Origin of the sequence: Wolbachia endosymbiont of Drosophila ananassae (assembly GCF_008033215.1) — a bacterium.
Taxonomy (GTDB): Bacteria; Pseudomonadota; Alphaproteobacteria; order Rickettsiales; family Anaplasmataceae; genus Wolbachia; species Wolbachia pipientis.
This window is the reverse complement of the sequence record NZ_CP042904.1, coordinates 70801-85456: the sequence shown is the minus strand read 5'-3', so window position 1 is coordinate 85456 and position 14656 is coordinate 70801. Positions and strand designations below refer to the sequence as shown.

Below are 14656 nucleotides of genomic sequence, written 5' to 3'. Positions count from 1 at the left end.
TGTTTTGCTTTTCCTTTTGTCCAGAATTTAGTGTATATTAAAATGTTGCTATATCTATAATAGAAATATAAATTATTAAAGAAAGCTACAATTTAAATGAAATTGCGTAATAAGGTTAACTAATGTACTCTGCAGTAATAGCAAAACCAAAGAGAAATGTTTTTGCTGTTTTAGACATAGGTACAACAAAGATTATTTGTCTAATCGTTAAGATAAATGGCAACTTCAGCTATAAAGTAACAGGAACGGGTTATAAGATTGCAGAAGGTGTAAACGGTGGATCAATAACTAATGTAAAACACGCAAATTACTCCATCTCATCAACTATAGGTTTAGCTGAGCAAGTGTCAGAAGAAACCATAGACCAGATATATGTGAACATTGCTGGATGTAGCATCTCATCTTTCAATGTACATAATGAAATTATTGCAGCTAATCATGAAATTTCTGACCGGGATATAAAACGCGTAGTTTTTCAGACGTTTGAGAAATATATTGAAGAAAATGTTATCATTCACAATATACCACTGAAATATCACTTAGATGACATGACTGACATAAAAGAAGTTGGTGGATTGTACGGAAAAAGACTATCTGCTGATGTTAATGTTGTCACTGCTTCGCGTCCAGCGCTTACCAATATTGAAAACTGTATTACCAATAATGGTGGATTAAATATGGCAGGTTGTATTGCTTCTGCATATTCTGCAGGTCTTGCCTGTCTGAGTGGAGATGAAAAAGAGCTCGGGACTGCTATTGTTGATATAGGCGGTGGGTGCACTGCAATTGGAATTTTCAAAAGAGGGAAACTTGTGTATGCAAGCAGCGTTCCAATTGGTGGCGTTCATATCACTCGAGATATTGCTTACGGGCTATGCACAAGCATAGAACGTGCAGAGTATATAAAAATACTGTATGGTAGCACTATCGTAACTTCAATAGATGAGAACGAATATATTACAGTCCAAAATAGTGAAAATGATGAACCTACTCAAGTATTCAAATCTGAGCTTATTAACATCATAAGACCAAGAGTTGAAGAAATACTTGAAATGGTAAGAGAGCAATTTCAAGAACAGAAAGATCCAATTAATAAAGTAGTGATCACAGGTGGAACTAGTCAACTTACAAGCATGAAGGAAATTGCAGGCTATATATTCAATAAACAAGTTCGAATTGGGTCCCCTGAATCTCTCAGTGGCCTTGATGGCGAATATGATAAAAATCCTGTATTTTCTGCTGCTATAGGCTCTATAAAGCTAATAGTTGACACTTTTTACAAAAATAATTCTGGTATTTTAGGTCAGGATGGTAAAATGAGTAAATTGTATAATTGGGTTAAATCAAAAGTTACAGTCTAGATTTCTGTTTTACCACCTTTCATACAAATGACTTGACACTAGGATCCATAGGACTTATTTTTATAATATGTAAAATTATTATGTTTATGTACTTGCGAGTAAGCGTACCAATTACAATAAGACATGGAAAATATGAACATAACTATACACTCACAAGAAGATTTTGAATTTATGCGCAAGGCTGGCAGGCTTGCTGCTAAAACTCTTGATTTCATTGCACCGTACGTAAAGGTAGGGGTGACAACTAATGAGTTAAATGATCTATGTCATGATTTTATAATTAATGCAGGTGCAATTCCAGCACCACTAAACTATAGGGGGTATCCAAAATCGATTTGCACTTCAAAAAATGCAGTTGTGTGCCATGGTGTTCCCGATAATAAACCACTTAAAGATGGAGATATTTTAAATATTGATGTCACGGTGATTTTAAATGGCTGGCATGGTGATACAAGTCGCATGTTTTGGGTTGGCAAGCCATCAATAAAAGCAAAACGCTTGTGTGACGCTACTTATCATGCATTGATGGAAGCAATCAAACAAGTTAAGCCCGGCAATAAGTTAAATGAAATAGGGCTTGCTATAGAGAAATATATTAGAGATTTTGGATATTCTATCGTACGCAGCTACTGCGGACATGGTATAGGAAAAGTCTTTCATGCTCCACCAAATGTAGTGCATTTCTATGATCAAGATGAAAATCTCGTCTTGAAGGAAGGTATGTTTTTTACAATAGAGCCAATGATTAATGCTGGAAAACATGAGACTCTGCTCAGTAAACTCGATGACTGGACAGTAACAACACGCGATCTTTCACTTTCTGCTCAATTTGAGCATACGATTGGAGTAACAAAAGATGGTGCTGAAATATTCACATTATCACCTAAGAATTGGCATTTCCCACCTTATAATTAGATTTTTTTAAATTCTGCTATACTGCAATTATACTTGGTTTACTTTAGGTGATTTTGAAGAAAGCTCACCCTTAATTTGCGATATAGCAACTAGCCCAATTAATGCACAGAAAATCATGTAAAAACTAGCTGAAGTCTCTTGTCCTGTAACCTTGATAATTGTTGTGCATATAAATGGTGCAAGGCCGCCAAAAAATCCAGCAGCTATATTTCTTGATAAACCAAATCCACTGTACCGAACCTTTGTTGGAAATAATTCGCACATAAGTGCACTGACAGGACCAAGCGATGCAGCTATTGGAATTATAAAAAGAATGTGTGCCAGCAAGTAATTGCCACTACATAACATTGAAAAAACTGGATAACTCACTATTACAAAAGCTATAAATGCAAACTTCATAACTTTTTCTCTTCCTACCTTATCAGAAAGTATTGCAAACAATATTGTCAATCCTCCAAGTGCAATTTGACTCAGTATTTCCACTATATGATTAAAATGAGTATTTACTGTTAATATTTTATTCGTAAGCACATTGAAAAAGACCAAATATATATAGAGAGACGCATTTTCAACCAAGTCAATACCTATTGATATTAGAACAGGCTTTTTGTAATTGTTTAATAACTCTTTTAATGGCAATTTAGACGGATTTTTTTGTCTTTTATACTCTGGGCTTTCATCAAGTATATATCTCATATATATGCTGATTAATCCCATTGCTAAACTGAAAATGAAAGGTAATCTCCACCCCCAAGATTCAAAATCAGATACTTTTTTGCATATGAGTACCGCTATCAAGCTTAATACTGAACCAAAAATTGCGCTTAATACTTCAATGCTGCCAAAAAATCCTTTTTTGTTTTTAGGAGCATGTTCTATTAAAAATGGCGCATTTCCTGCTTCTCCTCCAAGAGATATACCCTGCAATAATCTTAAACACACTACCAGCATTGACGCTAGTATTCCAATGCTTTGATAACCTGGAACAAAAGCAATTAATACGGTTGATAAAGTCATTAATATAATCGAGAGCAATAAGGCAACTCTTCTGCCATGTTTATCACCAATGTGACCAAATATAGCAGCACCGACTGGTCTCATTAAGAAACCCACTGCAAACACTCCAAAAGCCTTCAATACGCTGGTTAGTTGATCATCCGATGGAAAAAACACACCACCTATTATGTTTATTAAGTGGCCAAAAAGCATGTGGTCATACCACAATAAAGTGTTACAAATCAAACTTGAAAATATTACTTTTGTTATTTGCTGCATAATTTCCCTATAGCCTGTTTGACCTTATATATAAAAAAAAATGTGAACGTTATGTGAATATTATATTAACAATATTAAACCTTGATTTTAATATTATTGCTCATATATTCCGATAAGATACCATATTTTGGCAAGAAAATCTATGTACATAAATAAAATTGATGTGAAGAGTAGAGTAGAGTAGGATATCTACACCAACTGTACTTAAATTTTTTGATATGACACACACTCCAGTTTTGTTAAAAGAGATGCTATCACTACTATCACCGCAGGATGGTGGCATATACGTGGACGCCACATTTGGAGCTGGAGGGTATAGCAAAGCAATATTGGAGTCAGCTGATTGCAAAGTATATGCAATTGATAGAGATGAAACGGTAACTAAGTTTTATGATGATTTAAGCGTTAGATATCCAGATAGAATAAAACTATTCATTGAGAAGTTTAGTAATATTAAAAATTTATTAGATAGCAACAATATTGAAGGTATCGATGGAATAGTTTTTGACATCGGAGTTTCATCTATGCAGCTTGATAACGGGGATAGAGGGTTCTCATTTTTACATGATGGTCCACTCGATATGAGTATGGATAACTCTTCTTATATAAACGCTTCAACGTTTGTTAACGCTTTACGCGAAGAAGAAATCGCAAATACTATATATAACTACGGAGGCGAACGTCATTCTCGCAAAATCGCAAGAGCAATAGTAAATGCACGGAAGAAGAAAACTATCAAAACTACATTTGAGCTTGCGGATATTGTACGTTCCGTGGTATTTCGTGGAAAAAGCAAAATTGATCCTGCAACCAGAACATTTCAGGCAATCAGAATATGGGTAAACGATGAGCTGGGAGAACTTGAAAAGGGTATTAAAGCTGCATCTGAGATTTTAAGTGAGAATGGCAAATTAATTGTCGTCACCTTTCATTCCTTAGAAGATCGTATAGTCAAAACTTTTTTTAAAGATTTATGTGCTACTGATTGCAAGACATTCTCTCTGCTAAATAAAAAAGTGATCGAAGCAAGTATAGAAGAAGTAAGTGCAAATCCGCGTTCACGCTCAGCAAAACTAAGAGCTATACAGAGGTTGTCGTGAGAACTTTCTGCATCATCTCAATAGTTATGTTTTTTCTTAGCATTGTAGGACTATTTAAGGTAAAATTACATGTTCAGTCGTTAAATAGAGAGCTAATAAAAATAAAAAGTGAAATTAATTTAGTACAAAGTGATATAAAAGTTTTACAAGCAGAATGGAGCTATTTGAATAATCCAAAAAGACTTGCAAGCCTTGTAAAGAAATACCTGAAAAATAACTCTTTAATACTGGCTAGCCAGGTTAAAAATCTTGACTCTCTAAATGGCCGCAGTGTGCTAGCACAACTTAAAATCCATGATCAACAGTGAGATTAAGTCTTATTTTTTACAGATGAGCACATCACAATAAAACTTACTTTGTATCCGTTCAGGATAGCGGCAAGACCATAGAGTAAAAGTGAGTTTACAACAAATGGTGTCATCCCAGTGCTTGACACTGGGATCCAGCCTTTCCATAATCATCAAAACATTGTATTTTAACGTAAAACAGCTATTTTTATGCTTACCAACTTAATAAAATTCCTGGATCCCAGTGTCTGGGCACTGGGATGACAAAGGAGAGCAGTGTCAGCTACTTGCATAACACCATTTGTTGTGCAACTTACTTTAGTATGAAATTGCTTGCGTAAGATTTTGGCAGCCTCTTAACATTTTTTGGCATTTCAATTATGTATTTAACGTTGCGTTTTTTTGCGTAGAATACTGCTTTTTCAAGAGAATCAAACTTTAATACAATCTGTTTTTTTGGATCTTTTGAGCCAACCCACCCCATCAAAGGTTCAATGTAGTAAGAGCCAGATTCAATTTTTAGGTGCCAGAAATTTGTATTACCTAAACCAGATTGTGTTGCAGTTCTTGTTGGTTTATAAATCCTAAAAATTACTTTATCGTCAATGCCCATAGTTCTTGTTAAATAAGTTTAAATATATATCTAAATAAATCCTTTCACAAACAATTAGTATGAAAGAATGAAGTTTGAAATAAATATTTTTATGTTATATTATTATTAAATTATATTAAAAGGATTAGCTGAATAGGAGTAATCGATGACGCAACAGGAAATAGTAACAATTAATGCAGAGTTACGTGATATAACAAAAACAAAAGCGATGCATTCTCTAAGGAAGAAAGGAAACATCCCTGGAATAATATATGGAAAGGGCCATGATAATGTAAATTTGACATTGTCTGCAAAGGAATTCACGAAGCAATATAAATCAGGTTCTCTTTCTGCACATTTGATAGAGCTGAATATTTCGGGCAAAAAGGAATATGCTCTTGTTCGCGATATCCAATTGCATGTAGTAAAGGATACTGTGCAACATGTTGATTTTCAGTTTGTTGATAAAGGCAGTGAAATTAAAATAGACATACCTCTATCATTTGTGAATGAAAGTAAAGCTCCAGGAATCAAATTAGGTGGAGTGCTTAATGTTTTGTGTCGTTCTATTGCTGTTAAATGCTCTCCTGATAAAATACCTCAGGTTATTGAAGTTGATTTATCCGGTAAAATGATTGGCCAATCTATACATATCAATGATGTAAAATTACCAGAAGGTGTTAAGTTTGTAGCTCATGAAGAAGAAAATTTTACCATTGTTACAATTTCTGCTGCCGATAGTGACGTTGAAGAACCTCAAGCAGAAACAGAGGAATAGTGCACCTGATAGTTGGGCTTGGTAACCCTGGTAGTCAATATGAGTTAACTCATCATAATATCGGCTTCATCACCGTTGATGCAATCTGCAAATATTGGGGTTTTCAGTTGTTCTCTAAAAAAGCCGATTATCTGATAACCTCTGGCATGATTAATGATAATAAAATCATGTTAATAAAGCCTTATTCATTTATGAATAATTCAGGCATCCCTGTTGCAAAAATACGAAACTTTTACAAATTATCGCTAGATAATATCGTTGTCATACACGATGACGCTGATTTGGAACTTGGAAGAATAAAAGTAAAGAAAGGTGGTAGCTCTGCTGGACATAATGGACTTAAATCCATAGATAGTTTTATTGGCAACGATTATTGGCGCTTGAGATTTGGAGTGGGTAGACCTGAAGATCAAAGAAGCTTAGCAGATTATGTGTTATCAAAATTTTCAAATTTTGATAATGTTACTCCCTTAGTGGAAAAAATAGCAAAAAATATACACTTAATGCTGCAAGGAGATAATACAGCTTTTATCAATTTGATTGTATAATATTACGAAACACAGGGAGTGTATGGTCCCAGAGTGTGATGGTGTGGATTTAGTATGAACAATTCAGGAGATTTTGTCCACTGTAAAGATATAAACTCAAAAGGTGTAAGACCCTTAAGAGTTTTGAGTCTTTTAGCATAATTGTAGGCCATAACAAAGTCATAAAGATGCTCTTTGAGTTGCTGGTGAGACTGATAGTAATACTTCTTAACAGTGGCATTCTTTAAAGTTTTGTTCATACGCTCAACTTGCCCATTTGTCCAAGGATGGCTAACTTTTGTTAGACGGTGTTCAATGTCATTTTCTTCACAAGCTCTATCAAATATATGTTGAAAAGCGTATTTATGGCGTTTTTGGTTGGTAAATTGTACACTGTTATCTGTCAAAATAGTGTGGATTTTATATGGTAAAATTTTAATCAAATTACGTAGAAACTCAGCAGCTATAGGTTTTGTAGCACTTTTATGCAACTCAACATACGTAAATTTGGATGTTCTATCTATTGCAACAAACAAATATAACTTTCCTTCTTCTGTTCTGACTTCTGCAATATCAATATGGAAATAGCCTATAGGATATTGTTTGAATTTCTTTTTTGGTTTAACTTCGCCATCAACATCTGGTAGTCTGCTAATGCTGTGCCTCTGTAAGCAACGATGTAGACTAGAGCGAGTCAAGTGTGGGATTGAGGTTTGCAAAGCGTAGAGACAATCATCTAATGGCAATAGAGTATGCTTACGAAATGCAACAATTACAGCCTCCTCTTCTAAAGTTAAAACAGTTGATCTTGCATGCTTCGGACCCATATCAGCGTCTTTGGCAAAAGACCGTTTTCTCCATTTAATGATAGTTTTTGGATTAAGGTTATAGTACCTGGAGAGTTTTGCTATGCTCTCTTTACTATTTTGTATTGCTCTACGAATTGTCTCTGTTGTTTTGGCGCACCCATGTAATATTTGTCCCATAATTCCTCCTTTGATGGTATTGTTTTCTCATATTTTATCATACCATCACACTCTGGGACCATACATCCCCCCCTCCCCCCCTAATTCCTATATCAAACCTTTCTTTACTAGATTATATAGTCAATATAAAAAGCCATATAAAATTGCTTCCACTGCTGCCATGAGGAAATTGCTTATTCTTGCTAACTCTTTAGTCAGAGATGACAGGGTTTTTACTGAGGAATATAACTCTCTGTCTGTTTCTATCTAAGAGCCAGTATAGCTGTGGATAAGCACGTTTATACAGATAAAAGTACTTATCCACAGCTACATCAATTTTTCTATTGACTTTTAACACAACTGCTAAACAGATACATTCGTCATCCCGCTACGTGTTAGCGGCCAAGATACCGCGGCGGTATGACGTGGGAAACCTGACTTGCATTAACTATAAAATAGTGATTTATATAAATCCCATAGCATGCCGAATAAAGCGTTTTTTGAGGAAATTTGAATTTTCAACTGCAATCAAGCCAAGATTTCTTAGTGCTTTAGCGCAAAATATTCTGTTGGAAAGCATCCTATTTAATCCATCAGTTGCAAGCGCCATTGTAAAATTATCAAAGTATCTGTTACGTGAAATTTTCTTTAATAAATAACTACTGCCAACATCAGTACCAGCCGCTTTTGCAGCAACTACGTGCTTTATAACACTTTCTACATCTCTAATTCCAAGATTAAGCCCTTGACCTGCAACTGGATGAATTGAATGTGCTGCATCGCCGATAAGCAAAACTCTACCCTTATATAACTTTTTTGCGAAAGCAAAACTTAAAGGATAAAGTTTTCTTTCACCCTCTAATTTTATCTCTCCTAAATAAGAACCAAATCTTTTTTTAAGCTCTATAATAAATTCTTCTTCAGACAGATCCATTAGCATTTTTGAAATTTCAGATTTTTCTGTCCAAACTATCGAAGAAGTATAGCCACCCTTCATCGGTAGAATTGCAAATGGACCGCCAGGGAAAAAACGCTCCACAGCTAAGTTTTGGTGATGCAGTTCATGCTTTACATTAAATACTATGCTACTTTGTTTATAGTCAAATTTCACTGTCGGTATAGAAAATAACTCTGGTAATTTAGAGTTTTTGCCTTCAGCACAGATAAGTAGCGATGATATTAATTCCTGGTTATTATCAAGAATCACTTCCACATATCCTGAATCACAAACAATTGTTTTATAGGAATGTGGAGAGTATATATTCAGTTTATTTAGAAAATTATTGTTGATTGCATTCCATATAGTAGCATTGTTGATAACATAACCCATTGGCTCTTCGCTAACCATTTTATGATTGTAATGCACAGTAACCGCATCTAATATGCATATATCAAGTATTGGCTCAGCTTCACTTTCCACAAACTGCCAAATCCCTAACTTTTCCAATATTTTTTTCGAGCCTTGAGAAATAGCAAATGCTCGATTATCATCTACTACACGTGGTAGACTATTTTTTTCAATCACAGCTACAGACACAGAGTCACAACTGAGGCCAATGGCAGTAATAAGACCAAGTAACCCACCACCTGAAATGATTACATCATAATTCATTTTATTTACGCTAATTGTAAAATTATATTTTATCTGTTTTGAAAATAGTTTAAACAAACTTTATATATAAATTAAATTTTTTAGATCCCAGTGTCAGCTACTTGGATGACATCTAAAGACACTCCACCTTGTCATTCCAGCACGTAACGAACAACTGTACGAACATTTTGCGAAGGCAGTGTGTTAAATGCTATGGCCGGTTTTGCCTCAAACATAAAGGTGTCATCCCAGTGCTTGACACTGGGATGGCTTTGTTGCATCGCTACTTATGAAAGGCTAACTATAATTAGGATTATAAGCAACTTATTGAAAATCTTGTTTTTTTGCAATCAATCTGATCAAATTTAAGAATAGTAATTTGTTATTTATATTAATAAATTTAATTCTATTGAAAATAGCTAAAGCATTGAAATTCTTGAATTTTAGCCAGATTAGTGAGTGGTAGTGAAATTTCTTTTACTCAAATTTAGGTATTCACTGACCGTTCTTGTTATAAATACCAGAATAATAAGCTACTGATATTCTCCACCTTTTTTATCTTTAATCCATCATAGCTAGCGATGCAACAAAGCCCACTGGGATCCATTCTTCTTTTTTTCTGGATTCCAGCGTCACGCGCTGGAATGACAAAAGCTGCTAATTTTTCATGTAAATAATGGTTATGCAAGCAGTCTATTTTGTAACTAACAAAAGAGGACTTTGATTCGCATGTTTCTCACGCTTATTCTATTGTTTAACTATACTTTGAGCAATGTCTTCATAAATCTCTGCCAAATCCTCACTTAACATTAAAGGATTTCCGCAATCAGAAGCATGGCATATTTGTGGATCTAGAGGAACTCTGCCTAGAAGTTTGATGCCCAGCTCCTCAGACATTTTTTTTGCACCGTCTTTTCCAAATATGTATATTTTTGAGCCGCTTTGAATGAAATAACTCATATTTTCTACAATGCCAATAACCGGTACGCTGAGCTTTGTAAACATATCATAAATTTTGCGAGCATCGATTAAAGAGAGCTCCTGTGGAGTTGAAACTATTATCGCCCCAGTTAAGTTAAAATTTTCCATAAGACTTAAATGCACATCGCCAGTTCCAGGTGGTGTATCAATTATCAAATACTCTATATCGGACCATTTTGTTCCCATTAGCAGACTATAAAGTGCTTTTGTAATCATAGGTCCGCGCCATATTGCTGCACGATCTTTATCGATAAAATAGCCAATTGAAATAGTATGCAGTCCATACTTTTCTATAGGCATTGCTTTACTATCCTGTATTTCTGGCTTTAATTTTTCAGCGCCAAGCATTTTAGGAATTGAAGGACCATATATATCTGCATCAACCAGCGCAACTTTGTGTTTTAACTTTGCTAATGAGAGAGCAAGATTTAGCGCAACTGTGGACTTGCCCACACCGCCTTTACCAGAGGCCACAACGATTATATTTTTCACTCCTTCGATATGTAATTTAGCTTTTTGTTGCCCAGTTTGTTTTTGACAAGTAGCAACCACGGTCACTTTTGTCACCCCCGGTATAGCTTTAACAGCTTGCTCACAATTTCTTCTTAATTCTTCATTTGCTTGCGTGTTACCGGCAACTTCAAGCACAAAACCAACATCTTGACCTTTAATAATAATTGAGGATATTATGCCAAGAGCGATCACATCTTTACCGCTTTTTTGCTCTATGACTTTTTTTAAGTTCTCTCTTACAATTTTTTCGTTGATCATTAGCCTTTTAGGTGATTTCTTCCTGAAGTCGTTTAATCTCAGCTTGAGGAAGGCCGGTTGTCTGAGAGATAATATCAATAGAGATGTCAGCCTTAAGTAGGTTTTTTGCTACTTCAATCTTTCCTTCAATCTTTCCCTCATCAAGTTTTTTAGCGAGGATGCCTTCTTCTTTCCGCAGATCCATTATTCTTTCTTCATATGCTACTAAATCTTTTTCATTCCAGCTAAACCTGTCTAATTCATCGTAGGCTAACTTTATTATTGGTACTTTTTCTGCTATTTTCCTTAAGTCTTCTTCCGTAGTTTCATCTGCATATTGTTGTCTAAGTGAAGAAGGTCGCCCCTCCTCACTCGACTTCAAAACCGTACGTGAGACTTTGAGCCTCATACGGCTTCTCTCTAATTTGGTGCTTTTCATGCACACCTCCTGTGTAATTCATCGTGACAATGTCCATGTAACAAAGATAAGTTTGTGATCATATTGTTTCGTCTATTCTGGTCTTTGTGATGTATTTTTATTGTATCATCACTTTTAAACCATAGTCTACAATTATCGCATTTACTTTGGTGCAACCTCAATAATTTTATTACTCCTAGTGGCTTATCTGGTATTTTTCTCAGACGTTTACCCCAATATACCCAATCACCATCATATGGGGATCTGGTTTTTTGCACTTTGTTTAATAACATGATCGCTGTGTATAGTAAGACGTACCTTGTTACTTGTCATAAAGCGCCAGTTTTCGTTATTATACTTCTTAAAGTACTTTCTTTTTATCCAGCATTTCCCTTTGTTTGGGTGCCTAAAGACTGACCTTACCCAGAAAAAGTGGAGAGAAAGAAAGGAGTTTTTTCGGGTAAAATAAAATTTTGGAGGATTAGAAATGGCAAGAGAATATACGGCAGAATTCAAATTGGAAGCTGTTAAACTGGCAAATGAACAAAGAAAGGCAGGTCAAACAATTACAAAAATAGCAAAGGATTTAGGAATCAAGGGTGGTTTATTAGGAAAATGGATAAAGAAACACAACGAAAAAAAGTCGGCAGCAGATGCATTTCCAGGTAGAGGTAACATGGCTCCTTACGACAAAGAGAGGTTTGATTTACAAAGCAAGAGTAACAAGGGAAAGAGACATTTAAAAAAAAGCCCTGGCCAGTCAAAAAGAGTAAAATATTTTTTTATATAGTAACTGCTATAAAGTACAGGAATTATGTAGGATTTTCTGCTAGTGGCTACTATAAGTGGACCACAAGAAAAATAAGCAGTAGAGAATCAGCGAATAAAGAGCTACTCGAAGCTATTCAAAAAATATATCAAGTTTCTAAATGTAGATATGGAGCTCCTAAAATTCATGCTGAATTGAAGGCTTTGGGTAAAAGTTGCAATTTGAAAACGGTGCAAAGTATTATGCAGAAAAATGACATCAGGGCTATACTGATACCAATTCCCATTACACGGCAAACAGATGGACAAAGATGGAAGAAAAGCCATAATGAAGTAAGTAAAATAGTTGAGGTATAAATGGCATTAAGATCAAAATTATTGGATGAAAAAGTAGTAGAATCAGCAAAAGAAATGCTGAAGAAAGTAAGGAATAATGCATATGTTTCAAAAAAACTAAATGCTGTAATTGCAGCAAAAAAGTACAGTATAACGGCTGTAGCAAAAATATATTGCATTTCAAGAAGCGCACTAACTTCGTGGGTAAAACTCTTGAAATTTGGCAGAGAAGAAAAACTGTTTGCTCCTCCACAACGCCGTAGAAAAACTAAATTAAATCAGGTTCAACTACAGCAAATTGAAGAGTGGATAGAAGAAAATCCTAATATTACCATTAAAGAAATGAGAATAAGAATCCAGGAAAAGTTCAGATTAAATATCAGCAAATCTACAGTACACCGCTATATGCAAAAGATGAAATTCTCATATATTACACCAAGACCAGTTCATAATGGACAAGATAAAAGCAAACAAGAGGAATTCAAAAAAAAATCTCAATGGAGCTATTAGCAAGTATCCAGAAAAAGAGCTATTTTTCTTTGATGAATCACGGTTTGGCACACATTCAAAGGTTGGACATGGGTGGTTTAAAAAGGGGATTAGAACACAGGTTAAAACAAAATTAGGTAGGCAAAATTTCTATCTCTATAGTGCGGTTAATCCTAGAAATGGAGAGAGTTCTAGCTTATTTGCACCAAATGTCAACACTGATTGCATGAACATATTTCTTGAGCAGATGTCGCAATATCTAGAAACACGAGAGGCTTTTCTTGTTATGGATTGTGCTAGTTGGCATAGGTCAAAAAATTTAAAGGTACCTAAAAATATCGATATTATATACCTACCTCCGTACTCACCTGAGCTAAATCCTGTTGAGAGGCTTTGGTTATATATAAAACAGAACATTTTGCGCAATAAAATATACGATACAATTGCTCTGCTTGAGGGTGCTTTGTGCAAATTTATTACTTCTCTTGCCAGCTCCACAATTAAACAACTCTGCAATGTCTCCTATTTGACTGGCCAACAATGAGAGTTGGTATGAGAGGTTGTCCGGAAACTAGTAAATTCAAGCATATTCCCTCTTTAACATAACCCTACTCATAGCTAGGTATATGAAATTCTCAGTGGATGTTGTGAGTAAATCATACTCCTTCGATAGCCTTCTATTCCTATTAACCCAAGCAAAAGTCCTTTCTACAACCCATCTTCTTGGCTGTACTTTAAACCCTTGTTCTCTTGTTGGTAGTAGCTCAGGTGGCGTATCTTTGTGCACCCAAAATCTACATGGAGGCCTTTTAACAATTTCAATATCTATGTCATATTCTTCCTTTATGTGATTCTTTAAATTTCTTCCTTGGTATCCCATGTCAGCCCACATTTTTTTAACTTTAGTATATTTTGTTCTCATATTGTTTAATGCTATTTTAATACCATCTCTATCATTTTCGTTAGCAGCGCCTACGTAACAACCTAGTATAAAACCCTGAGTGTCTGTAATTATATGCCTTTTTCTACCCTTTACTTTTTTACTTCCATCATAGCCTTTGATCCCCCCTTTTCTGTAGTCTTTACAGATTGACTATCTACTATACAGGCACTCGGCTGCTCATTCCTTCCTATTTTTCTTCTACTATATTTTGTAATTTCATAATTCATTTTCTCAAAAATTCCCTGCTTCTTCCATTGCCTGAACTGCTCATACACAGTCTTCCATAGCGGAAAATCATTTGGTAAATACCGCCATTGACACCCTGTACGCAATACATAGAAAATTGCTTCTAATATTTCTCTTTTGCTATACTTTGGCGGCCTTCCTCCTTTCTTGTATGATACTCTGAAGTGTTTTTCTATTCTTGCCCATTCCCTTTCGCTTAGATCTGTTGGATACTTTTTTCTCATCTTTACCCCGTACTAAAATTTCAGATATTATAGCCTTTTACTTGTTTCCGGACAACCTCTAAGAGATACCGCGGCGGTATGACGATAAGGTTTATACCTCGTCATCCCGC

14 protein-coding genes and 2 pseudogenes are annotated in these 14656 nt (G+C 35.1%); 9 read left to right on the top strand and 7 right to left on the bottom strand.

The genetic code is table 11. The annotated features are described in order from the left end of the window. The first annotated feature begins 122 nt into the window (after positions 1-122). Both ftsA and map read left to right on the top strand, forming a co-directional pair. On the top strand, positions 123-1361 hold the full coding sequence (gene ftsA, locus EA652_RS00420; RefSeq protein ID WP_007548282.1) for a cell division protein FtsA: 1239 nt from the start codon (positions 123-125) through the stop codon (positions 1359-1361). A 132-nt stretch (positions 1362-1493) separates the two neighbouring features. Next, positions 1494-2276 (top strand): type I methionyl aminopeptidase, encoded by a 783-nt coding sequence (map, locus tag EA652_RS00415; protein ID WP_012673057.1) that lies wholly within the window; start codon positions 1494-1496, stop codon positions 2274-2276. A gap of 27 nt (positions 2277-2303) precedes the next feature. On the opposite strand, the gene EA652_RS00410 is transcribed toward map, so the two are convergent. Further along, entirely contained in the window at positions 2304-3551 is a 1248-nt protein-coding gene (locus tag EA652_RS00410; protein WP_007548284.1) for an MFS transporter, read from the bottom strand. Between the two features lie 218 nt (positions 3552-3769). Between EA652_RS00410 and rsmH the strand changes: the two genes are divergently transcribed. Then, the gene (gene rsmH / locus EA652_RS00405; RefSeq protein ID WP_007548285.1) at positions 3770-4651 is read left to right on the top strand and encodes a 16S rRNA (cytosine(1402)-N(4))-methyltransferase RsmH; all 882 of its coding nucleotides are present in this window, start codon (positions 3770-3772) and stop codon (positions 4649-4651) included. Beyond that, on the top strand, positions 4648-4959 hold the full coding sequence (ftsL, locus tag EA652_RS00400) for a cell division protein FtsL (protein WP_007548286.1): 312 nt from the start codon (positions 4648-4650) through the stop codon (positions 4957-4959). Before rsmH ends, ftsL begins: the two co-directional genes overlap by 4 nt. Positions 4960-5251: 292 nt before the next feature. Here the strand turns inward: ftsL and EA652_RS00395 are convergent, their stop codons facing one another. Further along, entirely contained in the window at positions 5252-5551 is a 300-nt protein-coding gene (locus tag EA652_RS00395) for an NADH dehydrogenase ubiquinone Fe-S protein 4 (RefSeq protein ID WP_007548287.1), read from the bottom strand. 145 nt (positions 5552-5696) lie between these two features. On the opposite strand from EA652_RS00395, the gene EA652_RS00390 reads away from it, so the two are divergent. Further along, the gene (locus EA652_RS00390) at positions 5697-6308 is read left to right on the top strand and encodes a 50S ribosomal protein L25/general stress protein Ctc (protein WP_010962412.1); all 612 of its coding nucleotides are present in this window, start codon (positions 5697-5699) and stop codon (positions 6306-6308) included. Beyond that, on the top strand, positions 6308-6856 hold the full coding sequence (gene pth, locus EA652_RS00385; RefSeq protein ID WP_006280288.1) for an aminoacyl-tRNA hydrolase: 549 nt from the start codon (positions 6308-6310) through the stop codon (positions 6854-6856). Before EA652_RS00390 ends, pth begins: the two co-directional genes overlap by 1 nt. Before the next feature lie 2 nt (positions 6857-6858). On the opposite strand, the gene EA652_RS00380 is transcribed toward pth, so the two are convergent. The 4 genes and pseudogenes from EA652_RS00380 to EA652_RS00360 form a co-directional block, all read right to left on the bottom strand. After that, positions 6859-7821, bottom strand: a complete 963-nt coding sequence (locus EA652_RS00380; RefSeq protein WP_012673056.1) for an IS481-like element ISWpi4 family transposase — start codon at positions 7819-7821, stop codon at positions 6859-6861. A 442-nt stretch (positions 7822-8263) separates the two neighbouring features. Continuing rightward, positions 8264-9412, bottom strand: coding sequence for a 2-octaprenyl-6-methoxyphenyl hydroxylase (gene ubiH, locus EA652_RS00370; protein WP_012673055.1), 1149 nt, complete (start codon positions 9410-9412; stop codon positions 8264-8266). Positions 9413-10138: 726 nt separating this feature from the next. Continuing rightward, the gene (locus EA652_RS00365; protein WP_007548295.1) at positions 10139-11143 is read right to left on the bottom strand and encodes an Mrp/NBP35 family ATP-binding protein; all 1005 of its coding nucleotides are present in this window, start codon (positions 11141-11143) and stop codon (positions 10139-10141) included. Between the two features lie 7 nt (positions 11144-11150). Then, positions 11151-11462: pseudogene (locus tag EA652_RS00360) on the bottom strand (nuclease/transposase family protein); the annotation flags it as partial. 565 nt (positions 11463-12027) lie between these two features. On the opposite strand from EA652_RS00360, the gene EA652_RS00355 reads away from it, so the two are divergent. The 3 genes from EA652_RS00355 to EA652_RS00345 all read left to right on the top strand — a co-directional run bounded on the left by EA652_RS00355 (position 12028) and on the right by EA652_RS00345 (position 13677). Further along, on the top strand, positions 12028-12330 hold the full coding sequence (locus EA652_RS00355) for a transposase (protein WP_084741699.1): 303 nt from the start codon (positions 12028-12030) through the stop codon (positions 12328-12330). Further along, positions 12315-12665 (top strand): IS3 family transposase, encoded by a 351-nt coding sequence (locus EA652_RS07235; protein WP_147737881.1) that lies wholly within the window; start codon positions 12315-12317, stop codon positions 12663-12665. Before EA652_RS00355 ends, EA652_RS07235 begins: the two co-directional genes overlap by 16 nt. Then, positions 12666-13677 (top strand): IS630 family transposase gene (locus EA652_RS00345; RefSeq protein WP_094745768.1). Its coding sequence is split into 2 segments (ribosomal slippage): positions 12666-13127 and positions 13129-13677, totalling 1011 coding nucleotides; the frame shifts between segments, so codons are not numbered across the junction. Positions 13678-13713: 36 nt separating this feature from the next. Here EA652_RS00345 and EA652_RS00340 read toward each other — a convergent pair. After that, positions 13714-14546: pseudogene (locus EA652_RS00340) on the bottom strand (IS5 family transposase). Positions 14547-14656: the final 110 nt, after the last annotated feature.